The sequence below is a fragment of the Alteromonas sp. AWJ4_199 genome (genome assembly GCF_056159165.1).
The window spans coordinates 660,191-685,472 of the sequence record NZ_JBSWUR010000001.1 but is presented as its reverse complement, the minus strand read 5'-3'; the positions used below and the strand labels follow the sequence as shown (position 1 = coordinate 685,472).

Below are 25,282 nucleotides of genomic sequence, written 5' to 3'. Positions count from 1 at the left end.
ACCTAGACCTGCTATTATCGATTCCTTTTTTCAATGAGATAAACATGACGTTCAACAACACTCAAGACTTAGTTCAAGCCGTTAATAATTCACCAGAGACTATTGAGTTTAACGATGTTATCGCGCTCGCTGATAGCGCGTTTACTTTCACGCCAACCGCGTTCACCAATGGTGATGTAACAAACGAAGCTAACCAGAATAATGGCTCATGCAAGCTGCTTGCACTGGGTCAGTATTTAAACCTAAACCAAGCACAAACACTGGCTTTGTTTGGGCGCTTTTATCGTGAAGACGTACTCAATAACCCCGATGGTAACGACCACGCCAATATCCGCAACTTTATGAAAACAGGGCATGAAGGCGTGGCGTTTGAGACGTTTCCTTTAATTGAGCTGCAAAATTAATGCACCGCGCTATAGGGGCGTGAAAGGCGAGAGGCGTAAAGCTCTTGCCATTGCGCAATCAACATTAATCACGCTCTGTCAAAATCAATTCACTAGACTGAGGCATTATCGCAAAGTCAAATTGACCTAAAATATTCATTCCCAACAATCCATCAGCATCGGGTAATGCCTCTTCGGGGAGAACGATGGCAGAAACATCGTTAAACTCGTAGCCAGCAAAGTAAAATCGCGGTATTTGTACTAGTGGTGCTTCAATAGTTCCTGAGGCGGTTCTCACGTTGAAGTTACCTATAAACGTGAGGTTTCGCATACGACCCAAGCGAGCAAATAATCGCGATGATATCGCGGTAGTACTGGCGCCGGTATCTAAAATCATATTGGCTTTTTGGTTAAGCGCTTTTGCTTCAAGACGATATTGATCACCAATACGCTGCAAAGCTATTCGAGTTTGATACCGAGCAGCGTCCGAGCTTGTGGGTTTGGGGTCGCTGTGGCTTGGCGCGGTGTCCGCGCTGGCCATATCGCGCATGTCATAGGCTTTATCGCGAATGATATTGGCGTCTCTATCGTTTAACGGCAGAGCAGCGAGTACATCTTCCATTAGCGTAAGCTTTTGCTGGTAAGCATAAGCTTCAGCCAAATTTAGTGTGTAGTGTTTTGCGTCAGGTATGCGTTGATACAGTGGCTCATTTAATCTAGCCACCAGTTCCCATTGTTCGTCTTGACTTAACTGCGTTTGCGCTTGTTGATACAAAGTGGCAATTTTAGTGTCGATAAACGAGAGCGTTTCAGGTGAAAGAGGCAGCTCAGCTATATCATAATAGTGGACAAGCGCCGTGGGAAGCGGCTTTGTTAACTCTATCAGTTCGCCCTCTAGCAACAGTAGCGATTCGTTGAGCGGATCATTTTTTAGGTAGTTCGTTAGTTCTGTGGAGAGTAACGCATACTGTCCGTCATTGAGTAGAGTAGTTAAGGCTGCTATATCATTTTGGTCAATTTGTCGTGAAGATAAGCGCAGATCTTCACGCTCATTCGACGGTATGTTAGCCCTGTCAGCGTTCGAAAAAGAGGTGGATTCACGTTCTTTGTTGAAGGGCTCTATACTGCCCTTTGCCTGAGTCTCACTTTCTAGCGCTGCTTCATGTTGTAAGTGATGCTCATAGTCTGTTTCTAACTTATAAGCACCGTTATTATGCTGCTTTAAGCTAATCCATAGGTAAACATTGGTGCCCAACGACACACATAGAAACAGGGTAAGCAGAACAGCAAGCCATGTTTTCATTGTTTCAAACACGCCTTTCCATAGACGTCCACAAATTGCTTAGGCATTCGTTTAGGGGCGCCAGTATCAAGGCTAACGCACACGAATGTGGTTATAGCATCAAATACGGTTTTGTTTCGCTTTGGGCAGATAAATTGAAACTGGCGTTTCAAGGTTAGCTTTTTATCGCAGTGTACTATCCAAGTGGCGCATTCTAACGTATCTCCAAGATGAGTTGGCAGATGATAGTTAAGTTCGTGACGCTTTATCACCATACCTCTGTTTAGCGCCTGATAATCGGCAAACTGCAAGCCAAGGGCGTTTGAATGGGCCCAAGCTAAGCTTTCGAGCTGCGACAGGTACGCTACATTATTCACATGCTGATAGTGGTCGATGTGTGTTGCATCAATATGCCATTGTTGCACGTAGGGGTTGTCTAACATCCAATTAAGCGCCGGGTTGCTCAAACCTTTTCCTTATTCATATATCTTGTTTATACCCTAGCTGCTGCTTTAGCGTCGGTGTAGCGCCGTTGCTAACGAAGGCCTTTTTTTGCATTTCTTTCTTTGCAACTTATACCACAGGCAAAGGATTATCTTCAGGTAACGTCAAATCGTCACTTAATAACATCTGCATTATCGACTTTTCACGTACCAGCACCGGCTGAATAAAGCTTTGAACATCCCCTAGCGCTTTAAATGCATTAAAACCACGCTCTAAAAATTCGTGTAGAGCAAGCAAGCCTGCGAGTTTTGCGGGTCGCCTCGATAGAGAAATCAACATACCAATACCACGAATCTTTATCACATCAGAGAGTTGATCGCCCAAATGGGAAATTATGTCGATTTGATGCGCTCTGTCTTCCATCCTGCCCACATTTCGATAAGCCAAGGCGTAGTTATCTCGGTTGATGGGTTCCCCAGGAAAATGACTTTGTAAGTACTGGGCCATTGCCATATCTAAATCGAACGATAATGCATTTAACGATAAAGCGTCGTCCATAGCGTTCATGGCTTTGTCGGGCAATACTTTTGCAAGCTTAGGAATAACGCGAACTAAGTCAGCGTCGCGCTGGCTAAAATCTTTTGGCCCGTACAATTCATCTACGAAAAACGCCATGGCTTTTTGATAACGTTTTTGCTGCGCCAAATCGTTGTGCGTGACCAGTAAGCGTTCGCATTGCCAATGCTGTAGCTGATGAATGATAGGCATTACACCCAACTGAGTGGCCAAATCACGAAGGGCATTTACCCGGTGAATATGTTTAATTATCTGTTGCGCCAAATGACGAACTCCCTGTTGAGCTAGTGTAGCTTATCCGCTGTTGTAAACCTAGATTGACCTAAGCAAGCGTGCCTTTCAAGTGAGAAGGCGAAGTTTTACTGGTATACTCTGCTGCCATTAGTTTAGCCCGCTTATTTAGATTTTTAATAAACTTAATGAACAGTCAAAGTAGTCAGTCATCATTGAACAATGTCCTTAACAACGAGACCGCTAGTGAGCAGTACCCGGGCTTAGAAAAAGACAGCGATGTACCCACGTTAATATCACTATTTAATAGCACGTTTAAAGATTTCAATACGCGCTTGGTTTTGGGGGATGATGAGCCTATTTACATCCCAGCGGGTAACGAAAAACCTTATCATCAAATCGTCTTTGCTCATGGGTTCTTTTCAAGTGCCTTACATGAAATTGCGCACTGGTGCATTGCAGGCGAAAAGCGCAGACTTTTAGAAGATTACGGTTACTGGTATTGCCCTGATGGCCGCAATGCAGAGCAGCAAGCAGACTTTGAAAAAGTAGAAATTAAGCCACAAGCCATCGAATGGGCGTTCACCGAAGCCGCAGGCAGAAAGTTTCAGGTGAGTACGGATAATTTAAATGGTGCGGAACCCGACAGAGACGGTTTTACTAAAAATGTTGCTGCACAGCTAGCACTTTATAAAGCCCATGGCTTTCCGCCTAGAGCAGAACGTTTTATCAACGCTTTAGCAACCACTTTTTGCAAAAAGAAGCATGATGATGCCACTGGAGCAGATGCAGCATGAGAAATGATGATTTTGACCGCCCAGCCCTTTTTAAGCTTGGAGTTCTTATAAACCCTTTTGCTGGTATAGGCGGTGCGCTTGCACTTAAAGGCAGTGATGGTGCTGAAATTCGAGAAAAAGCATTGGCCATGGGCGCAGAGAAGAAAGCCAATGAAAAAATGGCAAAAGCGCTCAGTATTCTTGAAGCATTGTCTGGGAAATTTACCGTAGTGACAGCGTCGGGCGATATGGGCGAAACAGTCTGTGAATCTCTAGGTATTCCTTATGAAGTCATCTACACAGCTGATGCGGCACAAACCGAGGGCGAAGATTCAGAGCGCGCAGCGAAAGCAATGGTTGAGGCAAACGTCGACTTGCTGCTGTTTGCAGGCGGCGACGGCACAGCCCGCAATATCTGTAGCGTAGTCGGCACACAAGTCCCCGTGTTAGGTGTGCCCGCCGGCTGTAAAATTCACTCTGGCGTTTACTGCGTGTCGCCGTCAGCGGCAGGACAGGTAGTAAGTCAGATGATCGCAGGCGAACTTGTGAGTGAAATGGACGCCGAAGTACGTGATATTGACGAGAATGCATTTCGCGATGGGAAGGTGATTGCTAAGCATTATGGTGAAATGCGCGTACCCGCTGAACTCACTTACGTTCAAGCTGTAAAAATGGGCGGCAAAGAAGACGAGGCCTTGGTGCTTGACGATATTGCTGCTTATGTCAGCGAAATCATGGACGATGAGCCTGACACTTATTTTGTTATGGGCTCTGGCTCGACCGTAGGTGCGGTTATGGAGTTCCTTGGCTTAGACAATACTTTGCTAGGTGTTGACGTGGTTAAACAAGGCGAGTTAATCGCAAGTGACGTGACTGCCAGTGAACTAATTGCGCTGACAAAAGACAAACCCACCAAAGTGATTTTGACGGTTATTGGTGGTCAAGGGCACATCTTAGGGCGTGGAAATCAGCAGTTAAGCCCAGCGTTTATTCGTCAAATTGGCAAACAAAATATGCTTGTTGTTGCCACTAAGCAAAAACTACAGGCGTTAAACGGCAAACCGCTTCGCTTAGATTCAAGCGATGCCGCGCTAGACGCTGAATTAGCAGGCGCGTTCACAGTAATTACGGGCTACAAAGACAAAGTGCTTTGCCAAAGTGTTTAAATACTCAGTCCAATATAACCAGGCTGATTGATTGCTTTTAAAACCAAATTTAATTATCTCGAACTGAGAATAGAAATTTAGAAATAAAGAACAGAAATTAGAAACAGGAAGGAGTAAGACGTGTTACCACCTGCTGCAGCACCCGAAAGTGTCGTTAAAGCTATCGCAAATATTGAGGCATCGCTTGATGACGTGGTCAATCACGGTAGTGATGATGAATTATTTATTGCCAGCTACTTGCAAGGCCATTTTGCCGTTGAGGCTCGCCAACTAGAGATGCAAGAAGGCGCTACCGTTGCGATGCTTAATGACAAAATGCTCGAAAGCCTTAATAGTGCTTTCGCTAACAATGAATTAGAAAATGAAGATGCTAAGCAGGTAAAAGCTCTTTGGGCACGGTTAGTCGCAATGTAATTGCGACTTTCTTCTCTCCTATCTACAACAACTATATCCCTATTCTTCGTTTATCCTTGTTCACAATCCGTTACAGTTTTATTTGCGAAATCCTTTATTAACCGCCAGATTGGTTTATGTTTAATGTTAGCGGAAAGCCGCTTTGTGGTGCCTGGCATATTTAGGTATAAAAAGATTAAGGATGACGACATGACTGTACTTAAGGATCTCACCGAGCGCTTGAAGGTAAGCGTAGGTGTGTTGGCTGTAAGCAGTACGCTGATAAGCTCAGCGTTTGCCAAGAACGATATCAATATCGATTACGAAAAGTTTACAACCGATAACGGGTTAACTGTAATTGTTCACGAAGACCGCAAAGCACCAGTGGTTGCTGTGGCGGTGTGGTATAAAGTGGGTTCAAAAGATGAGCCAGAGGGTAAATCTGGGTTTGCGCATTTATTTGAACACCTCATGTTCAATGGCACAGAGAACTATGATGATGAATGGTTCGGGCCGCTTCAAGAAGCCGGGGCCACAGGCCTAAACGGTACCACCAACTTTGACCGTACAAACTATTTTCAAACCGTCCCAACACCGGCTCTAGACCGTATTCTGTGGATGGAGTCTGACCGTATGGGGCACCTGTTAGGTGCGGTAACACAAGACAAGTTAGACGAACAGCGTGGCGTTGTTCAAAATGAAAAGCGCCAAGGCGAAGATCAGCCTTACGGAAGCGTATTCACGCATATTTTTGAAGGCTTATTTCCCATAGGTCATCCCTATCATCATACGGTAATAGGCTCTATGGAAGATCTCAACTCAGCGTCGTTAGACGACGTTAAGGGGTGGTTTAATCAATATTATGGCCCCAATAACGCGATATTGGTGCTGAGCGGGGATATTAACGCAGAAGAAGCCAAACCTTTGGTTAATAAATACTTTGGCGATATTGAACCGGGCCCTGCATTGTCTAAATGGCAAGCATGGGTGCCGAAGCGTAGCGCAAATACCCGTGAAATTATTCAAGATAAAGTACCTCAATCACGTATTTATCGCCTTTGGGTGTCACCTGAGAATACATCTTCGACCGCAACCGACCTGTTTATCGCTGCAAGTGTTATGGGCGATGGCAAAAATTCACGTCTTTACAAAGAATTGGTGTACGACCAGCAAATTGCCACTAATGCCTCGGTATTTAATTACGAGCTACAAATGGCGTCTATCTTTGGAGTTACGGTTGACGTAAAAGACGGCGTTGACGTAGCAAAAGTAGAAAAAGAGATTGATAAGGTCATTAGCGAATTCTTGCGTAAAGGCCCTAGCAAAGACGAAGTTAAGCTTGTGTCGACGAAACAACGCGCTTCAATTATTCGAGGGCTCGAAGAAGTAGGGGGCTTTGGCGGCAAAGCCGACACCCTTGCTAGTGGTGAGTTTATTGCTGGTGACCCTAACTATTTCAAAACTGAATTAGAGGAGCTAGGTGAGGCGACGCCCAAAGGTGTTAAAGCGGCTGCGAATAAATGGTTAAAAGAAGGCTGGCATCAAATCACGGTTGTGCCGTTTATTGAACATACAGCATCAACTGAAAGCGTTGATCGCAGTTCAGGTTTGCCGTCAATTGATGCAGAGACACAGCTAAGCTTTCCAGAGGTTACGCAAACCACATTATCTAACGGTATGAATGTGGTGTTTGCACAACGTGCTACGGTTCCATTGGTGAATGTGGCGGTACAGTTTGACGCAGGGTACGCTGCTGATGCGGGGGGGAAACTTGGGCTCGCCAGTTTCACTACGCAAATGCTTGACGAAGGGGCGGGGAAATACGATGCCTTGGAACTAGCGGCAGAGCTTGAGCAATTGGGAACAAATTTAAATGCTGGCTCAAATCTAGATACCACCACGGTTAGCATGTCGATGTTGACAGAAAACATGAAGCCTTCTTTGGCACTTTTGGGGGATATCTTGAAGTCACCCACGTTTAAAGAAGAAGAGATTGAACGTCAACGTGCCCTTATTTTAAGCAATATTGCACAGCAAAAAACACGCCCTGTAAGTATTGCGCTAACCTTACTTCCACCGCTTATTTATGGTGAAGACCATGCTTATGGCATTCCGTTTACCGGTACCGGAACTGAGCAAGACGTGAAAGCAGTGACGCGAAGCGATCTAGTTAGCTTTAAAGATACTTGGCTACGCCCTGATAATGCGACAATTTTTGTCGTTGGTGACACTACGTTAGACGTCATAAAACCTATGCTTGAAAAAGAGTTTGGTAAATGGAAAGTAGAAGGCAATAAAGGAACGAAACAAATAGCTGAAGCGTCCATGCCTGAGCAAGGCCAAGCGATTATTATTGATCGCCCAGGTGCGCAACAGTCGCTAATTCTGGCCGCGCATTTAGCGCCACCAACAGGTGCAGACAACAATATAGCCATCAATGCTATGAACCAAACACTAGGTGGCGCTTTCACTGCTCGCGTGAATATGAATTTACGCGAAGATAAAAGCTGGTCTTATGGCGCGTATACCTTTCTTCAAGACGCAAGAGGTCAACGCCCATTTATGGTGTATGCACCAGTGCAAACCGATAAAACAGGGCCGTCTCTACTTGAACTCAAAAAAGAGCTCAATGCATATATAGGGGATAAGCCGCCGATGGCGAATGAATTGGAAAGAGTGCGATTGGATGAAGTCCGCTCGTTGCCTGGTCAATTCGAAACGGCCAATGCGGTAATGTATAGCCTCGTATCAAGTAAGAGGTTCAATAGAGAATATAATTATCCAGAGTCTTTGGTCGAAAAGTACAATGGCTTATCTTTAGACGATTTAAGTAGTGCGGCGAAAGAGGTGCTGCATCCGGATAAATTGACTTGGATAATCATTGGTGATGCCGAAAAAATCAAAGCAGATGTTGAAGCAGCGGAACTTGGACCTGTCAGTGTACAGAGTATGAACTCATTGTAATCGGCGACACTGCAAAGCAAGCGAAAGGGCCGAGAAATTTCTCGGCCCTTTTTTATTTAGAATTATTCACTAAACTCATCAAATGCACGCAAAGCATCTGCAGCGTACATAAACGATGGGCCTCCGCCCATGTAAACAGACATACCGCACACTTCTTCGATTTCTTCACGGGTAGCACCTAAATGCACTAACGCTTTAGCATGAAAGCCTATGCAGCCATCGCATCGCGTTGCAATACCAATCGCAAGAGCAATAAGTTCTTTCGTTTTTTTATCCAACGCACCGTCTGCGGTCGCAGCCTTAGCCATATCAGAAAACCCTTTCATGACTTCTGGCACGCCTTTTTTAACCTCGGCTAGATACGGATTTAAGCTATCGGTAATTTCTTTATATGACTTTGTCATTGTGTTCTCCTGACGCAAATAAAATCGGGCTTTAATGTCTCTTTTTATTTCAGCATAAAATCTTTTAAAAAGAGACTATCTACTGGCCTTGTTGGTTAATGTCATCGTTAATCATATACCTATAGCTTTTGTACGTCATGATTCAGGTCAAGAAGCGTTTATTTGTTGGTGACAAATGCGCCTTTTGTAGAATGGCTAGCGCCGATAATATGCACTAAAGTTACACAAGTTTAACTTAGTAACTCGACCCTTTATTTGAAGAATACCTCTCTGGTGAACACAACAAAATTTATACTCTCACCCTTCCGCGTGTTTGCAATCGCTCTTCTAAATATAATGTTTATTACTGCTGCGCTCGCATCTGGTTCGAACAAGTTAATGAACGAATATGCGGTCGAGCTGTTAACTGCTGAAGATGGCTTTGTGTCATCAGAAATCTATTCCATAGTTCAAGACCGCCAAGGCTTTCTTTGGTTTGGCACAGCAGAAAATGGCGTCATGCGCTTTGACGGTCGCAAAGTTAAGCTCTTTGAGTCGAATAGCGAAGACGACCAAAGTCTTTCTCATAACGATGCGGGCAACTTAATGTTGGATGTAGAGGGCAACATTTGGGTTGGAACGTGGGGCGGTGGTGTCAACAAATACGAGCCTACATCTGGTCGATATACACGCTACTCAAACGTGCCTAACGATGCAAATTCTTTGTCATCAAACCGAATTCAGTCACTTTTTCAAGATAACGCAGGTGATATCTGGCTAGGCTCTTACGACAAAGGGCTTAATCGCTATTTAGGCAATGGGCGATTTCAGCGAGTACAAAAAATACCAGGAGATAAAAACAGTCTCTCCCATAATCGCATTTGGGACATTATTGATAATGATGCCGATAGTCTCTGGGTAGCAACTAGCTATGGGATAAATTTGCTCGATAAAAAGACGCTAAACGTCAAGCATTTTTTGCCCGAACCAAAAAACAAAACGGCTACGGGCGCAAATGAAATACGCAGCTTACTTCGTACATCTTCTCATCAGCTATTTGTCGCTACGCAAAACGGGCCCTTCTTATTCTTTCCAAGCTCCGGTGTTTTTCTACCTCAAACGACACGAGAAGGTGAGCCACTAAGCCAAGTAAACTCAATGATTGAGGACCATGATGGTCAAATATGGTTCGTCACTACCGAGGGATTGTATCGTCATACCGGAGAGGGGAACTATGTTGAAAAGGTCGACTTTGGTTATGAAAACGGCCTTCGCATAATTTTTGAAGACCATACCAAAACCAAGTGGATTACCAGTGAGGTTCATGGAATTTTTAAATTTTCTCCTCGCGGAAAAATTAAACAAATTAATAGTGAATTACTAACCGCACCAAGTGGTATTGCACTTGATATAGCACTTGATGACAGCGATAAAAATGGTGATGTGCTCATTGTTACGGCAAACGCCGACGTGTTCAAATGGAAAGTTAAAGAAGAGCTTTTGCAAAAAGAATACGACTCAGTATTTAAAGAGCTTAAAGGTTATAAAGAGCGTGGTGTAATAGAAAGACCCATTATAGTGCCTGATCAAGAAGGGTTTTTGTGGGTAGCACAAGACGATTTTGTGGCCAGAGTTGACCGACGTACTAAAGCAATAAGCCGCATTGAATACCCTAAGACTGACAGTAATTATCGCCAGTTTCGAGAGTTTAGAGCGCTTGAATTAGACAATAATGGCAACGTTTGGATTGGTACCTACAAGCACGGTATCTACATTTACAACAAGCTTTCCGGGGATTTGAAGCACCTCACAACTAAAGACGGCTTAACACACCCAGAAATTCACAGCCTATACAAAGACACCAGCGGCAATATGTGGGTAGGTACGGGCGGAGGTGTGAATTTGTGGTCAGTCGATAGTGAAAGTTTCACGTTCTTTAGTGGCGCAAAGGACCAGCAGGGGAGTTTGGTTGACAGCATTGTGGAAGATATCCACCAAACGAATGATGGAGAAATATGGGTAGCGACGCAAACGGGGTTGTACCAATACTTAGCAGAGTCTAAAGCCTTTAAGCATTTTAGTGAGAAGAATGGGCTGCCCACCACCTTAATCAGAGCTATCGCTGATGGTGAGGACGGCAGACTGTGGCTTACCACCAACAAAGGTGTTTTTCTTTATAATCCCGACACACAAAATGTTATTAGCTACAACAGTAATACAGATTTGGCAGGCAAAAACTTTTACTCTGATAGCTTAATTAAAGCGGGTGAGAATACCTATTTTACGAGTAGTCAGCGGGGGATAGAGTACTTCAAATATAATCAAGAGCAAACCGATGCTGTTAGCGCAAATATAGTTCTTACCGGTTTTAACAAAATGGGGGAGTCAGTAGAGCTTAATAAGCCACTGTCCTATGTTACTGATATCAACCTTTCTTATGAAGATTACTTTTTTTCGTTAGATTTTGCGATTTTAGATTTTTCAGATCCTAAGCGTGCCCGCTTTGCTTACAAATTAGAAGGGTACGATGAGCAGTGGATTGATATTGGAAATCATGCTTCGGTGTCGTTTACCAACTTAAATGGTGGCGACTACAGGTTGCTCGTAAAAGCCATGAAACCCAATGGTGAGTGGGGTGATAATACCCTATCATTGAATTTACATGTGGCAGTAGCACCATGGAAAAGCTGGTGGGCATATACTATCTACGGTTTACTTTTGATAGGTATGGTTGTTTTGGTGATTTATCTGCGCACCCGCCTACAGCAAACCGAAATCACTAAACAAAAGCGCTTTGTTCAAACATTAGAGCAGCAGGTATCTGAAAAGACTGCGTCGCTAAAAGCGCAGGCGAACGATTTAAAACAAGCGCTCGAACGTGCTGAAGAGGCCACGAAGTTGAAGTCTGAATTTCTCGCCAATATGAGCCATGAAATTAGGACACCGATGAATGGTGTTATAGGTATGCTTGGCCTGTTGAAAAAAAGTGATCTAACAGCAGAACAAAGCCAGCGCGTGAGTATTGCTAAAACCAGTGCCAACTCACTGCTTGTGCTTATCAATGACATTCTAGACTTTTCAAAGATAGAGGCAGGCAAGCTTGAGCTAGAGTCGGTGGATTTTGACTTAAGGGAGTTAGTGGAAAGTGTTGCACTATCAGTAGCGCACTCAGCACAAGAAAAAGACCTAGAACTAATCGTTGATGTCTCTGAAATCAGCGAAACAAAGATATATTCAGATCCAAACCGAATTCAACAAATTCTGACTAACCTCTTAAGCAATGCCGTTAAATTCACTGAACAGGGTGAGATATACATTGCTGCAAAGTTGCTTCCATGTGATGTTGAAAATGAAGCTATGCTTCATTTAACCGTGAAAGACACGGGTATAGGTATTCCGGAATCCAAACTTCCTCATTTGTTCGACGTCTTCACCCAAGTAGACGCGTCTACAACGAGGCGCTTCGGCGGCACTGGACTTGGTTTAAGTATAACTAAGAATTTGTGTCATTTATTGGGTGGTGACATAAGTGTTACTTCAGAGCTTGGCAAAGGAAGCTGCTTCAACGTTGTATGCAAAGTTACGGGCTCGAAGGAAAGCACGAAACTGCAACCTGAACTTGTTAAAGAAAACACGCGTTGCTTAATAGTGGATAACAATGCATCAACAAGGCACACCTTGCAAAATCAGCTTGGGCAGTGGGGTGTGAATGCATTAACTGCATCTTCACTAGAAGAGGCTGCAGCGCTTTACTTAGCTGATGAGATTAGTGAACAAAATCCTTTAAGTATTGATATTTTGTTTTTGGAAATAGTGGTTGATGAAAACGAGCAAAACAATCAATTACTGAACCTTAAGAATATGGCTAAATTGAAACACTGTCGTACTATTCTTATGACCAAATTAAGCGATGTCGATAGCTATAGCGAGTTTAGAGAGCTGCCCATTGATGAGTGTCTGCCTAAGCCCATAACGACTTCAGACTTGCTAAGAATAATAGAAAGCACAAGAGGTAAGCCCAGCACACGAAACGATGTGCATTCACGTCAGTTGAGTATGGATACTGCAGATTTTGTAGAGCAACATCTAGATGAAGACCTAGCAGAGCAGGAACCTAAGAGACGCTTACTTGATATCGAAGCAACGCGGATTTTGTTAGTTGAAGACAATGCGATAAATCAACTGGTTGCTACTAATGCGCTCGAAAGTGAAGGCTATCAGGTAGATGTAGCTGATAATGGACTAGTAGCGTTAGATATGTTGAAGAACTGCAAGCTTGAAGCACAATACAGCGCAATTATTATGGATTGCCAAATGCCAGAAATGGATGGGTTTGAAGCAACGAAGTGCATCCGTGAAGGCGCGGCAGGAGATATCTATAAAAGTACGCCTATTATAGCGATGACGGCCAATGCCATGCAGAGCGATAAAGATATGTGTATGGCAGCAGGTATGGATGACTTTCTAACAAAGCCTATCGATCACCAAAAAGTAACGTCGACCTTACAGAAGTGGCTTAGCAAAATTCACTAGCCTATCGCCAACGAGGAAGTAAACGCGTTAATATGCAACAAGTTTTTAACAAGTTGTGAGAGCGTTAATGCTAAATCGTGCATCAAAACCCTTCGTAAAACTCGTCGAAAGATATCTTCCCGACCCCTATCTTTTCGTTTTGTTGTTAACGCTCATAACGCTTGTCTTTGCGGTGGTCATTCAAGGCCAATCGCCACTTACCACAATTCAACAGTGGGGCGACGGCTTCTGGGGACTGTTAACCTTTTCAATGCAAATGCTCTTGGTTTTAGTAACCGGGTTTATGCTGGCATGCACGCCGCTAGTTAAGACATTGCTAGAAAGTCTCGCCGGTCTAGCTAAAAGCTCAGGAAGCGCTATTGTACTGGTTACTTTAGTGTCGCTTACAGCCAGTTGGATAAACTGGGGCTTCGGGCTAGTGGTAGGTGCGTTGTTCGCCAAAGCACTTGCAAGAAAAGTGTCGGTAGATTATCGGCTATTGGTGGCGAGCGCATATTCAGGTTTTGTCGTATGGCATGGCGGCTTGGCGGGCTCTGTACCGTTAACCATTGCAACACCGGGGCACTTTTCAGAGGCACAAATAGGCGTAATTGGTACCAGCGAGACTATTTTTAGCGGCTTCAACTTACTGTTGTTGGCAATAATGTTTGTAGTTGTTCCCCTTGTGAATCGCTTAATGCTACCTCCTAAATCTGAAAGCGTAATTGTGGATAGCGCAAAGCTACAAGACGATGCTTTACCTTCAGCAGAAAACGAAAGACCCGCTGATAAACTTGAAAACAGCAAAGCACTTGGTTTACTTGTCGGTTTCGCTGGGCTTGCTTATCTTACAAATTATTTTATTTCTGGCGGCGGGCTAAACCTAAACATCGTTAATACGTTATTTCTTTTCCTTGCTATTGTCCTTCACGGCACGCCACGCAATGTATTGCATAGCTTGCAGCAAGCGGTTCAGGGCGGCAGCGGAATTGTAATACAGTTTCCGTTTTATGCTGGTATCATGGCGGTTATGGTGCAATCTGGATTAGCGCAGACTATGTCAGAATGGCTAATTAGTTTTGCATCTGCAGAGTCGTTGCCCGTATGGAGTTTTATTAGCGCAGGCGTGGTTAACATTTTTGTGCCTTCGGGAGGAGGGCAGTGGGCAGTGCAAGCTCCGGTAATCTTACCTGCTGCTGCAGAACTGGGTGCGGAAGTTAATAGGGTAGCAATGGCAGTGGCGTGGGGCGACGCTTGGACGAACTTAATTCAGCCGTTTTGGGCATTACCCGTACTTGCCATAGCTGGCCTAAAAGCCAAAGATATAATGGGGTTTTGCTTAGTTCAGCTTATCGTAACAGGTGTTATTATTTCCTTGGTTTTGCGATTTGTATAAGTGCAGTGCACTTCAGACCTGAAAGGAAATGGCTCTTTCTTCGATAGCATTATTGTCAACTCGTTCTCGCTCAGTATTACTAGCGTTTGCAATAAATTAGTCATATCGATATTTCTATTTTAAGTGTTATGTTATAACATTTGTTTCATTCGAGATGTAAAATGAAACTTAGAGAGTCGTTATGTCTATTCAAACTCAGCTTCCCGTTACCGTACTATCGGGCTTTCTAGGCGCCGGTAAGACCACGGTTCTAAACCATATTCTAAATAATCGTGATGGATTGAAAGTGGCGGTTATAGTTAACGATATGAGTGAAATCAACATTGATGCCGCTACTGTCAAAAATGAGGTTAGTTTTAATCGAGCTGAAGAAAAGCTGGTTGAAATGAGCAACGGTTGTATTTGTTGTACGTTGCGAGAAGATTTACTTGAAGAAATAGAGCGTTTAGCGCACGAAGGGAAGTACGATTATTTGGTCATTGAGTCTACGGGCATATCGGAGCCGCTACCAGTGGCCGAGACTTTTACTTTTGCCGATGAAGACGGTAAAAGCTTATCGGAAATATCACGCCTCGATACCATGGTCACGGTGGTTGATGCATTGAATTTTCTTAAAGACTATGACGAAGCTAAGTTTCTTAACGAAGTGGGTGAGAGCTTGGGTGAGGAAGACGAGCGAAGCGTTGCTGATCTATTGGTCGAGCAGGTGGAATTTGCTGACATTTTGCTAATAAGCAAAACTGATTTGGTTTCTGAAGAAGATTTGGCCCGCCTTAAAAGTATCCTTCAAACTTTAAATACCGAGGCTATTCAAGTTCCTATTGAGCATGGGAAAGTACCTCTAGATAAGGTATTAAACACAGGTCGGTTTAGCTTTGAACGTGCTCAGCAATCGCCGGGTTGGTTGAAAGAAATGCGTGGCGAACACGTGCCAGAAACCGAAGAGTTTGGTATCAGCAGCTTTTCGTACGAAGCAAGACGTCCGTTCGACCCGCAGAAGTTTTATGATTTTATTCATAGTAAAGACATTGCAGGTAAGTTAATTCGTTCAAAAGGCTTCTTCTGGCTGGCAACACGCCCACAGCTTGCAGGCAGTTGGAGCCAGGCTGGCGGTATGGCGAGATACGGAGCCGCTGGATTGTTTTGGAAAGCCGTACCCAAAGAGCAGTGGCCTGAAGACCCTGACTATCTTAAAGCGATTGAAGAGCAATGGATGGAGCCTTTCGGTGATATGCGTCAAGAGCTAGTATTTATTGGGCAAGGGCTTAATAAAGAGGACATAATCAGGCGCTTAGACAGTTGCTTGTTAACAGACGAACAGCTTATTCAAGGTCATCATGTTTGGGCTGAAATGCCTGACCCATTTCCTGCGTGGGAGCACTAGTATGCAGGCGTTACAAGACCACATTACTTCCTTTGAACATAGCAACTCTTGGCGTTCAAGCGCCGACGCTATGGTTCTGGGCGATATTTTTGAAGAAGGAGTTAGCGTTACGGTATGGAATAGACCCGAGGCGCCGCTCATCTCCCAATATTATGACGAGGTTTTTAAATCATTAGGAATGGGTATTCGTGGTGTGTTTTCTGTTGCTTCTCTAAGGAAGGAAATTGCCACGCTTCTACCAGGCGAAGAAACCAGTATTGGAAAACAAGCCGCCATTGATGATATTTATCTGCTTTCTGACATGCTTACCACACTATTTGATTGTGACAGTGTAGGGGTAAGACTAGTGCCCTTATCTTCGGCAATGTGCCCCAGCTTTCACGTAGACAATATTCCTGTTCGATTGGTAAATACTTATTTAGGCGAAGGTACTGAGTGGCTACCTAAAGAAAGTGTGGTAACTAGCCCGATGATTGGCCTTAACGACGCGAATACGCAAGGGCTTACGAAGAATAGGCTAGGGCAGCGCTACCAAGAAAGCAGCATTAAACAAATGAGTGCTTTTGATGTGGGGTTACTCAAAGGAAAGTCTTGGCAAGGTCATGAAGAGTTTGCCGCCGTACATCGGTCTTGCAAAGTGCAACCAAATACTCAACGTGTGCTGCTTACTTTAGACCCAATGTGAATTTCAGAAATGCAATGCAATGATTAAGAGCCAGATATAGCATTTAAGCGCTCATTAAACTTCTCTACCGTTTCTTTGGCGCTATCACTTATTTTCCATGAGTTTTCCCTTGTGATAGCGCTTTTTTCTTCTCAGGTTTTAGTTGGCAACATTGTAGTCTTTCATATTCAGGGTGTTGCGAATGCTGGGAATGCATTCCTCTGGGTTGTGATTAACATACAGCAGCGTGCTGGTGCCAGCCTTTGCCAATATATCAATAAGCTTAAGTGCCTTTTGGCGGTTGAAGTCGTCTAAACCGTTACAGGGTTCATCTAATATAAGCAGTGCAGGGTGTTTTACCATAGACCTCGCTATAAGCACTAATCGCTGATCGCCAAACGATAGCGACTGAAACGGTGTATTCTTCTTCGGTTGTAAGCCCAGTACAGCAAGCCATTGTTCTGCTACGTTTCGCTCAGCCAACGTTGGGCGGGTGTATAGACCAATGCTGTCGTGAAAGCCAGAAATAATTACATGTTCAACACTTGCGTTTACTTTGTATTGAATGTGCAGCGCATTTGACATAATTCCAATGTGCTTCTTAATATCCCATATGCTCTCGCCAGTCCCTCGTTTTATTCCAAACATTGTTAAGTCGTTGGTATAACAATGGGAATTATCACCAGTAAACATTTGCAGCAAACAAGTTTTACCTGACCCGTTCGGGCCCGTTATCTGCCAATGCTCATTTTTATTAAGCGTAAAGTTAAGCTTTTCAAATACAGTACGTTCATCGAAACGCACAAAGCCGTCATTCAGCTGGATTAAAGTATGGGGTAGTGAATCAAGTTCACTGTTCTGCTTATTATGATTTTGGTCGTTAGCGCTAAGCGCTGCGGGTACATCGATATCATCAGACTCTAGCGCAAACCAAGTGCTTAACTCTGAGCGCAAGTCATCATAGTTAAGTGTGCCGTCAGATTTCCACGTAATAGCTAGATCATCCATAACAATGAGTTGTGCATGAAGGTCCTCAGGAATGTCTGCAAGCTTGTTGGCGGTCAACGCCAGTGCGGCTTGCTGTTGAGTAACAAGAAAGCGACTAAATGCATCAATCGCTTCAACATCTAAGCCTTCGAAAGGTTCATCAAGCAAAATAATTGAAGCATCGCTCAACCATGCCAGCATGATAATTACCTTGCGAGTTTCTCCCGTCGACAGCGAAAGAAACGCACTATCAAGTATATGTTCAATTCTCAGCGCAGAAGTAAGTTCGCTGTAATAAGCATGATTTTGATAGTCCTCATTTGTACGCAAGAACAACTCGTGAACTTTTGTTGGTTCGGCTATTACATCTAAAATATCCGCACTGTCTTTTTGCTTTTCTTCTTCAATTAACGCCTGTTGTTTAAATACTGATACTTCCGCTACAAGAGAACTACTCTCGCGAACACCGCTTTCTACTTTACCGTTACCCGCTAGTGATGAAATTAAGAGCGACTTCCCGCTACTATTCCTACCTGCAATAAGGTAATGCGAGGGTGGTTTTTCATCGTTTAGCGTTAACGAAAACGCAGGGGTAATATATTGATTAGAAAGCTTTGTTTGAAATTCTGAAAGATACAGCATTATGATTGCGAGTGGATAAGAAGTAGAACTATTGTGAAGTTTTCTGTTTACCTGTCAATGGTGAATAAGACTTTCTGAAGACGGAGTCAGCTGGTAAGTTAGCATTTTAAAGTTAGCGCCACGTTCAATGGCCAATTAAGGGAATCAAATTGTGCGCATGGCAACACTCAGAGATTTTAAAATGAGCGATGTAGGTAGACTGGTAGATATTTTGAATCAACCGTCGGTCACGCAGTTTCTGTCGACAAAAATTCCCAGCCCTTATACAAAAGAAGATGCTACGTGGTGGGTTCAAGAGGGAAGCAAAGAAAGTTTTATAAGAGCGGTAGAGTATGAGGGCGAGTTAGTAGGGTGTATTGGTGTTAACCACGGTCATTTTGAATACGAAAGGTCTGGAGAAGTTGGATATTGGCTTTGTTCATCACATTGGCGAAAAGGGATTATGCGCGATGCGCTGCGCCAAATTATTGCGCTTACTTTTTCAAGCACAAATATAGAACGCATTTTCGCCTGCGTATTTTCATCTAATTTTGCTTCGCAAAAGCTGCTTTTAGATGCAGGGTTTAAACAGGAAGCAATATTAAAACGCGCCATTTTTAAAAATGGACATTTTTACGATAGCCATATCTTTGCCACATTGAAATAGGTTAAGCGTTGCAGCACAGATGAAAGCTTTTTTAGGTAAATACATACTTCACATTGATGGTATCGCAGGAACGAGTGTTGGCCTATTGCTTCTGCTTTTCCAAGATATAGCGAGCGACTTCTACCAACTGCCGAAAGGGCTCATTCTATTCTTAGCGGGTGCTAATGTATGCTATGGTATATACGCATTAAGGCTTGCCTTTATACGCAATAGATCACTTAACGAAGTAGCAGCTTTAGCTATCGCCAACTTTCTTTGGGCGATTACATGCGTGGGGATTCTTCTCACTTATTACGAACAAGCGAGCGTGTTCGCACTACTATTTATTAGTGCAGAGTGCATATTTGTAGCGATACTTGGTTTGTGTGAATGGCGCTATAGATTTTTATTAGTTGCTAGTGGTGAATGATTTTCGCTTAGAGCAAACACGATATGGAAGCGTACAAATTCTATTTAACACCTCTTTCAAATATATCTACTTTTTAAAAGTTACGGCGATTTTCTAATTTCTTGCAAATATAGGCAAAGCAAATGAAAAGTGCCTATGCTTCTGTTCCTCTAGAGTTCAGCAAGGTAACAGGGAAGCCTTAAATGAAGACTTGCTTCTAAAGCATGGCGCGTTGGCGAAAGCCCTAACTGCGGTAAACTTTAAGCACTATGCAACCGTTTAAATGTTAACCGTAATAACGTAGCTGCTTTGCATGAGCATCAGGCATACGTTATTTTGGGCGTATAAACTGTTATTAATTCTAAACGTAAGAGAGATTATGAGTATTACTAGCTTGCTTGGCGATAAGCAAAGATTCGATGTAAATCCTGACGATACGACTATGAAGGCTGTGGTAACCATGGCGAACGGTGGTTATGAGCAGCTAAATTACACCGATGTACCCATGCCAAAACCACTCGCTGGTGAGGTGCTAGTTCAGGTTTTAGCAGCAGGTGTCAATAATACAGAAATTAATACTCGATTAGGTTGGTATTCTTCTAAAGTCACGCAAGGCACTGACGCGTTAGACGAGAACGATGAAGAGAAATCGAGCGCAGCAGAAGAGTTAGACGGTGGTTGGAATGAACAAACTCCTTTTCCGTTTATTCAAGGGACTGACTGTTGTGGTCGAATCGTAGCCGTTGGAGAAGGCGTAGACCCTACACGTATCGGAGAGCGAATTTTAATACGTTCTTGCATCCGAAAAGATTCCTGGGACTCATTAGAGAATATTTGGATGGCGTCAGACTTCGATGGCGCTTTTGCACAGTATGTAAAAATAACCGCTAGTGAAGTGTTCGCTGTCGAGTGTGATTGGTCGGATGCCGAACTCGGAGCCATACCATGCGCTTATGGCACTGCTGAAAATATGGTCCATCGAGCCGGTGTTTCTAAAGGGGAGCATGTTTTGGTGACTGGGGCTTCAGGTGGCGTAGGTTCTGCTGTTGTGCAGTTAGCTAAACGCCGTGGTGCCACGGTAACCGCCGTTGTTGGTAAAAATAAAATGGACGTGCTTAAGGAAATAGGTGCAGACCGCGTTATCGAGCGTAACAGTGACTTAATTGATGTTTTAGGAGAAAAGTCGGTAGATGTAGTTATCGATAACGTTGCAGGTGACGGATTCACTCAAATGTCCGTGGTTATGAAACGCGGTGGTCGCTACGCTTCTTCCGGCGCCATCGCAGGGCCAATAGTCACGCTTGATATGCGCAACTTTTACTTAAAAGATCTTACCTTTATTGGTTGTACTGCGTGGGACGAGCCGGTTTTCTCAAACCTAGTTTCGTATATTGAGCGAGGTGAAATAAAACCTATGTTAGCTAAAACCTATCCGCTAGAAGATATCGTAACAGCGCAAAAAGATTTCTCTGAGAAAAAGCACGTGGGTAAAATTGTGTTGCTGCCTCCTAAGCAGACGTCACCGCAACAGGATTTTATCGATAGTCTGAACCAATAAGTGCTATGTTTCGACTACGGTTACATTGTTTTAGATTACAACAAAATGCCCGCTCAATGCGGGCATTTTACTTTTTACTCGATGCTAAGCCTTTTATTGCCCCCGCACCGGCAAGGTTCATCAAACGACGAAATCTCGGGCATTCTAAGTGGCTTGGTGCTGTGCAGGCTGCCGCATGTTGCAGACCATCACGCATGGCGGTGAGCTTCTTTATTGTTCCGTCTAGTTCATTGGCCTTTCGCAGTAGTAGCTCACGATCAATTTCAGGCTTTGCCTCGTTCCCCAATATGCCCGCAATCTCTTCTAAAGAAAAACCTGCAGCGCGACCTAATGCTATTAACTCAAGACGCTCTAGTACATTCGGGCTAAACACGCGACGTATACCTTGCCTACCAATAGAAGTGATAAGACCTTTCTCTTCATAAAACCGCAGCGTGGATGCTGAAACTCCGGATTTTTTGGCAACTTGAGATATTTCCATACACTTTTCCAAAGGAATGCTTGACTTAAAGTTAACTTGAAGTTGTAGGCTATCATCTCCAATTAATTGTAACTAGCTGTTGAGTGTGAATATGCAGAATATTGTTTTAATCGTGCTAATTGGTATTGGGGCTACCCTAGTGATGGATTTATGGGCGCTGCTAAGGCAACAATTATTTGGTATTGCTCCAACAAATTGGGGAATGGTAGGGCGTTGGATAGGGCATATGAGAAAAGGGCGGTTCTCCCATACTTCTATTGCAAACTCCGATGCTGTGAGTGGTGAGAAGATCATAGGGTGGACAGCGCATTACGTGATCGGTATTGGCTATGCTGTGTTACTTTTTCTTTTATTTGGAGAGGCTTGGTTGCTTCAACCATCGGCAGGGCCAGCTTTAGCACTAGGCATAGCCACTGTAGTTGCACCATTTTTCGTATTGCAGCCTGGAATGGGCGCAGGAATTGCTGCGTCGAAAACGCCTGATGCTAACGCTGTTCGCCTACACAGCGTTTTGAATCATGGTGTATTTGGCTTAGGGTTGTACCTTTCGGCATTGGTTCTAAGGCCCGTACTTTAGACGTGGCTATAATCGCTTGTTGATTAATTGAATAAAGTTCGGCGTATCATGCGTATTGAAATAAAACGAGCGTAAAAGAAAACAGGATGAAAATTTCACTGGAAGAAATAAACAAATCTAACTATGGGCAGGTTTGTGACTTGGATGTAGCGGATGATCAGCAAGCGTTTGTAGCGTGCAATATGTGGTCGCTGGTTGAGTCTTTTTATAATGATAACCATACCTGCAAGGCCATTTATTGCAACGACCAGCCCGTAGGATTCTTGATGTGGGTTCAGGAAACGCCAACTAAGGTGTCCATTTGGCGCTTTATGATTGATGAGAGCCGTCAAAATAAAGGAATTGGCAGAGTTGCTTTATCTCAAGCTATCACGCTTATAAAGCAAACTTCTGAGCTTAAATTTATTGAGATATGCTATAACCCTAAGAATCCTGTCGCCAAAACCTTCTATTCAAGTTTTGGTTTCGCAGAGGTGGGATTAGATGAAGATGGCGAAGACATGCTTGCTGTTATTGCCATTTAGCCACGGTTAAAAATAATAAAACAGAGAAGCTTAAGGGATCTTAAGATATGGACGTCATAGATATTAAGACTTTTATTCCGAGCAAAAACTACGACATTTCTAAAGCATTTTATTCTGAGATTGGATTTAATGCAGAATACGTAAATGAAGATCTAACACTGTTTGAAAATGGTGATTGTCTATTCTTTCTTCAGCGCTTCTATAATCCTGAATTGGCGAATAACTTTATGCTACAAATCTGTGTGACAGACATTCAGGACGCTTTTGAATTGTGTTCGCGCTCTTTACATAAAACGAAAATTTCATCAATTGAGCAACAACATTGGGGAAGTGTTTTCTATCTATGGGGCCCGTCGGGCGAACTACTTCACATTACCGAATTAGGTAATTCCTAAAACAACGGCAGCTTTCTGTCCTGAGGCGGCAAGTCACCTCCGCTTTTTATGAATTGTATGGCGTTGAATATTAAATTCCTTCAGCACTGAAAAACTATATCCCCCTGAAAGTACCTGCCTTATGTAACACGCTTAAAAGTAGCGTTCTCAATGCGACTTGTAGTCTCTCTTTGGTGTGAATTTTGCAAAAGCCTGTTTAAAGACACTGAAAATGTCGGTTTGCGTAGTAGCTGATCACTGTTTTTCGATGAGTTTTTGCTTCTTTCCGATAGAAATTTGACGTTTTTCACTGGACACGTGTAATGAAAAGTATGACAAAACCTGTCTCTCACGCTTTGCCGACAGAAAATGGTCGCTTAGTCGCGAAAGCCTTGGCATATACCGCGCTTCTCTTGGGCTTACTCTCTGGTTGCTCTTCATCTGACGAGCCTAAAAGCCAATTCGCGCAAACCGATGCCAGCGACGTATCGGCATTGGGGAATGTGGAATACCATACCTATATGTTGGCAAACGAACTTTTTGCTGATGTGGGTCCAGCACGTCAGTCTCGCTATGCGGTAGTCGGCTTTGTACCTGCCGATACTATGAAATACAGTGCTGACCATCAACACCCGTTAATGTTGTTGGGCCATCAACTTGAACAGGGAATGATTACTGAGGCCACGAAAAGAGGCTTTTCTACTCAAGAATTTAAGCTTTCGAACGATATAATTGTTAGTAACGAAAGCGACAGAGTATTAACCCGCGATATCGACCAGCTTTCCAACATTGAGCGCGTCGATTTTTATATAACCGGCACTATGGTGTATCAAGAGTCTGGCGCGGTGGTTAACGCTCGAATTATCAACGCTAGAAATAAAAACATTGTCGCTGCAGCAACACGCTTTTTCCCTGCCGAACTGTTTTGGCGCGAAGAACAAGTAACAACCAGAAACGGCAAGTTATACAGAACTGAAGGTACGAGGTAACCCCATGAAAAGACGAAATCAATACGCGGCGCTTTCGCTTTGTGCTTCACTGCTAAGCGTTAGCGGGTGCTCTATGATGATGGGGGAAGAAGAGGTAGCCGAACAAGCGCCCCAGCGCCCAGCCATGAATGTAATTGATATTACTGCCGCCGACCGCGCTCCTACGAAGCCAGTTGAAAATACCAGTGATACCCAGTCTCAGGGTATGGACGCATACGGCGCTATCGGTCAACCTCCTTTGTATTCGAGCGTACAGGGCGCTTATAAAGGTCGACCTCTAACCAAGCACATTGGCGACTATGTGAAGAACATGGCGCAAGACTTAATTGCCAATATGGAATATGTGAATAACAAAACACCTATTGGTGTCACCCATTTCGCACTGCTAGATACTGACTTGCAGAAAACAGATTTGCTTGGTCGTCAGATGGCGGAGTCTTTTGTTCACGAACTGCATAAATTCCGCGTGCCGGTTATCGACTTCAAAGCCACCGAGTATATTCGCATTACTGACGATGGTGATTTTGTATTAAGCCGAGACTATTTAGAATTGAGCAGCAGCCTTCCTATTGAATACGTATTAACCGGAACGATGACCAAGCACCAAGGTGGCGTGTTAGTTAACGCCCGTATTTTAGGCATGGAGTCGCGCGCAGTGGTGGCAACTGCGCAAATGTTAGTGCCTTTCTACGTGGTAGATGCACTTATTCCAAGTGACGGTAGCCAGCAAAACGGCATGCGCGATGGCGTTAAGCTAAGTCGCGGCTAGGAGTTTCAGTATGGTGTTTACAAAGAAGCTAGTGCCAAGCAGTTGGATAGCCGTTGGCGTAATGCTAAGTGTATGTATGACAGGGTGCACTAGCACAGAGTCTATTGGCTCGTTTTGGTTAGGTGAAGACGGTGAAATTACTCATCACGCCGAGCCAGTACCTGTACCAAGCCGTTCAGGACTGGAGTACACACCAGATTCTCGCGATAGACAATATCAACAGCACGTGGAAGTCGAACCCGGCTATAAAGACCCACTACACCATGGCTATTCACCTTCACAAACGCATAAGCGCTTAAATGATTACGCCTCGCAGCTTGCGATGGAATTAATGGACAATGCAACTCGTCTTACGCAGCAAGATATGGTGGGTGTGGCGAGTTTTGTTAGGCTTAATCAGTCTTTGAGCGACAGCACCGTGTTAGGTAATCAGCTTTCAGAATATTTAATAGCCGAGCTGCAAGACTTTGGGTTAGCGGTTGTCGACTTTAAGCTTGCAGGTGGCATTACCGTAACGCCAGTCGGCGATTTCGTACTTACTCGAGATGGTACTGCACTCGCTAAACAGGTTGAAATGGACCATGTTGTAACTGGCACCATCATTGAAGATGACAGAGGCGTCCGCGTAAACGCCCGTATCGTGTCGCTGGAAAATAAACAAGTGGTGGCAAGCGCCAACGTATACATTCCTGCGTTTATCGTGATGGATTTAAATAAAGTGGCTAGCGTAAACTAGCCATTTACTTCCTTTGCACTCTGTTTTCGAAAGCGAACTCATTGCATATTCGCTTTA

Annotated in this window: 24 protein-coding genes; 18 read left to right on the top strand and 6 right to left on the bottom strand. The window is 43.9% G+C overall.

Annotated elements, in window-relative coordinates; genetic code table 11:
• Positions 1–44 precede the first annotated feature (44 nt).
• Entirely contained in the window at positions 45–404 is a 360-nt protein-coding gene (locus tag ACXAER_RS03010; protein WP_474826449.1) for a HopJ type III effector protein, read from the top strand.
• Between the two features lie 64 nt (positions 405–468).
• On the opposite strand, the gene ACXAER_RS03005 is transcribed toward ACXAER_RS03010, so the two are convergent.
• From ACXAER_RS03005 to ACXAER_RS02995, 3 genes are all read right to left on the bottom strand, one after another.
• A complete protein-coding gene (locus tag ACXAER_RS03005; protein WP_474826447.1) occupies positions 469–1,686 on the bottom strand; it encodes a retropepsin-like aspartic protease family protein in 1,218 nt (405 codons plus the stop codon).
• Entirely contained in the window at positions 1,683–2,132 is a 450-nt protein-coding gene (locus ACXAER_RS03000; protein ID WP_474826445.1) for an acyl-CoA thioesterase, read from the bottom strand. The genes ACXAER_RS03005 and ACXAER_RS03000 overlap by 4 nt, the downstream gene beginning before the upstream one ends.
• Positions 2,133–2,238: 106 nt before the next feature.
• A complete protein-coding gene (locus tag ACXAER_RS02995; RefSeq protein ID WP_474826443.1) occupies positions 2,239–2,949 on the bottom strand; it encodes a DUF8198 family protein in 711 nt (236 codons plus the stop codon).
• Positions 2,950–3,104: 155 nt separating this feature from the next.
• Here ACXAER_RS02995 and ACXAER_RS02990 point away from each other — a divergent pair, with 155 nt between their 5' ends.
• The 4 genes from ACXAER_RS02990 (at position 3,105) to ACXAER_RS02975 (ending at position 8,215) form a co-directional block, all read left to right on the top strand.
• A complete protein-coding gene (locus tag ACXAER_RS02990; protein WP_474826441.1) occupies positions 3,105–3,713 on the top strand; it encodes an elongation factor P hydroxylase in 609 nt (202 codons plus the stop codon).
• Entirely contained in the window at positions 3,710–4,858 is a 1,149-nt protein-coding gene (locus ACXAER_RS02985; protein WP_474826439.1) for an ATP-NAD kinase family protein, read from the top strand. Before ACXAER_RS02990 ends, ACXAER_RS02985 begins: the two co-directional genes overlap by 4 nt.
• A 120-nt stretch (positions 4,859–4,978) precedes the next feature.
• Positions 4,979–5,272: a YfcL family protein gene (locus ACXAER_RS02980; protein ID WP_039222728.1), complete on the top strand. Its 294-nt coding sequence runs from the start codon at positions 4,979–4,981 to the stop codon at positions 5,270–5,272.
• 189 nt (positions 5,273–5,461) lie between these two features.
• Complete coding sequence (locus tag ACXAER_RS02975) at positions 5,462–8,215, top strand: M16 family metallopeptidase (protein ID WP_474826437.1); 2,754 nt, start codon at positions 5,462–5,464, stop codon at positions 8,213–8,215.
• 62 nt (positions 8,216–8,277) lie between these two features.
• Here the strand turns inward: ACXAER_RS02975 and ACXAER_RS02970 are convergent, their stop codons facing one another.
• Positions 8,278–8,619, bottom strand: coding sequence for a carboxymuconolactone decarboxylase family protein (locus tag ACXAER_RS02970; protein ID WP_039222723.1), 342 nt, complete (start codon positions 8,617–8,619; stop codon positions 8,278–8,280).
• A 378-nt stretch (positions 8,620–8,997) separates the two neighbouring features.
• Here ACXAER_RS02970 and ACXAER_RS02965 point away from each other — a divergent pair, with 378 nt between their 5' ends.
• From ACXAER_RS02965 to ACXAER_RS02950, 4 genes are all read left to right on the top strand, one after another.
• The gene (locus ACXAER_RS02965) at positions 8,998–13,131 is read left to right on the top strand and encodes a two-component regulator propeller domain-containing protein (RefSeq protein WP_474830485.1); all 4,134 of its coding nucleotides are present in this window, start codon (positions 8,998–9,000) and stop codon (positions 13,129–13,131) included.
• Between the two features lie 67 nt (positions 13,132–13,198).
• Positions 13,199–14,506, top strand: a complete 1,308-nt coding sequence (locus ACXAER_RS02960) for a short-chain fatty acid transporter (protein WP_474826435.1) — start codon at positions 13,199–13,201, stop codon at positions 14,504–14,506.
• Positions 14,507–14,687: 181 nt separating this feature from the next.
• Positions 14,688–15,890 carry a zinc metallochaperone GTPase ZigA gene (gene zigA / locus ACXAER_RS02955; RefSeq protein ID WP_474826433.1) on the top strand — a complete coding sequence of 401 codons (1,203 nt, stop codon included), beginning with the start codon at positions 14,688–14,690 and terminating at the stop codon, positions 15,888–15,890.
• A 1-nt stretch (position 15,891) separates the two neighbouring features.
• A complete protein-coding gene (locus tag ACXAER_RS02950; RefSeq protein WP_474826431.1) occupies positions 15,892–16,575 on the top strand; it encodes a DUF1826 domain-containing protein in 684 nt (227 codons plus the stop codon).
• Between the two features lie 138 nt (positions 16,576–16,713).
• Here the strand turns inward: ACXAER_RS02950 and ACXAER_RS02945 are convergent, their stop codons facing one another.
• Positions 16,714–18,183, bottom strand: coding sequence for an ATP-binding cassette domain-containing protein (locus tag ACXAER_RS02945; RefSeq protein WP_474826429.1), 1,470 nt, complete (start codon positions 18,181–18,183; stop codon positions 16,714–16,716).
• A gap of 157 nt (positions 18,184–18,340) precedes the next feature.
• On the opposite strand from ACXAER_RS02945, the gene ACXAER_RS02940 reads away from it, so the two are divergent.
• From ACXAER_RS02940 to ACXAER_RS02930, 3 genes are all read left to right on the top strand, one after another.
• Entirely contained in the window at positions 18,341–18,829 is a 489-nt protein-coding gene (locus ACXAER_RS02940; RefSeq protein ID WP_474826427.1) for a GNAT family N-acetyltransferase, read from the top strand.
• A 19-nt stretch (positions 18,830–18,848) separates the two neighbouring features.
• Positions 18,849–19,238, top strand: coding sequence for a hypothetical protein (locus tag ACXAER_RS02935; RefSeq protein ID WP_474826425.1), 390 nt, complete (start codon positions 18,849–18,851; stop codon positions 19,236–19,238).
• A 358-nt stretch (positions 19,239–19,596) separates the two neighbouring features.
• A complete protein-coding gene (locus ACXAER_RS02930; RefSeq protein ID WP_474826423.1) occupies positions 19,597–20,775 on the top strand; it encodes an alcohol dehydrogenase family protein in 1,179 nt (392 codons plus the stop codon).
• Positions 20,776–20,842: 67 nt separating this feature from the next.
• Here the strand turns inward: ACXAER_RS02930 and ACXAER_RS02925 are convergent, their stop codons facing one another.
• Complete coding sequence (locus ACXAER_RS02925) at positions 20,843–21,256, bottom strand: helix-turn-helix domain-containing protein (protein ID WP_474826421.1); 414 nt, start codon at positions 21,254–21,256, stop codon at positions 20,843–20,845.
• 91 nt (positions 21,257–21,347) lie between these two features.
• Between ACXAER_RS02925 and ACXAER_RS02920 the strand changes: the two genes are divergently transcribed.
• From ACXAER_RS02920 to ACXAER_RS02895, 6 genes are all read left to right on the top strand, one after another.
• Positions 21,348–21,833: a DUF2938 domain-containing protein gene (locus ACXAER_RS02920; protein ID WP_474826419.1), complete on the top strand. Its 486-nt coding sequence runs from the start codon at positions 21,348–21,350 to the stop codon at positions 21,831–21,833.
• A gap of 86 nt (positions 21,834–21,919) precedes the next feature.
• Positions 21,920–22,357: a GNAT family N-acetyltransferase gene (locus ACXAER_RS02915; protein WP_474826417.1), complete on the top strand. Its 438-nt coding sequence runs from the start codon at positions 21,920–21,922 to the stop codon at positions 22,355–22,357.
• 47 nt (positions 22,358–22,404) lie between these two features.
• On the top strand, positions 22,405–22,752 hold the full coding sequence (locus ACXAER_RS02910; protein ID WP_474826415.1) for a VOC family protein: 348 nt from the start codon (positions 22,405–22,407) through the stop codon (positions 22,750–22,752).
• 302 nt (positions 22,753–23,054) lie between these two features.
• Positions 23,055–23,720 (top strand): FlgO family outer membrane protein, encoded by a 666-nt coding sequence (locus tag ACXAER_RS02905; protein WP_474826413.1) that lies wholly within the window; start codon positions 23,055–23,057, stop codon positions 23,718–23,720.
• Between the two features lie 4 nt (positions 23,721–23,724).
• A complete protein-coding gene (locus ACXAER_RS02900; RefSeq protein ID WP_474826412.1) occupies positions 23,725–24,489 on the top strand; it encodes a FlgO family outer membrane protein in 765 nt (254 codons plus the stop codon).
• Between the two features lie 10 nt (positions 24,490–24,499).
• Complete coding sequence (locus ACXAER_RS02895) at positions 24,500–25,225, top strand: FlgO family outer membrane protein (RefSeq protein ID WP_474826410.1); 726 nt, start codon at positions 24,500–24,502, stop codon at positions 25,223–25,225.
• The last annotated feature ends 57 nt before the right edge of the window (positions 25,226–25,282 follow it).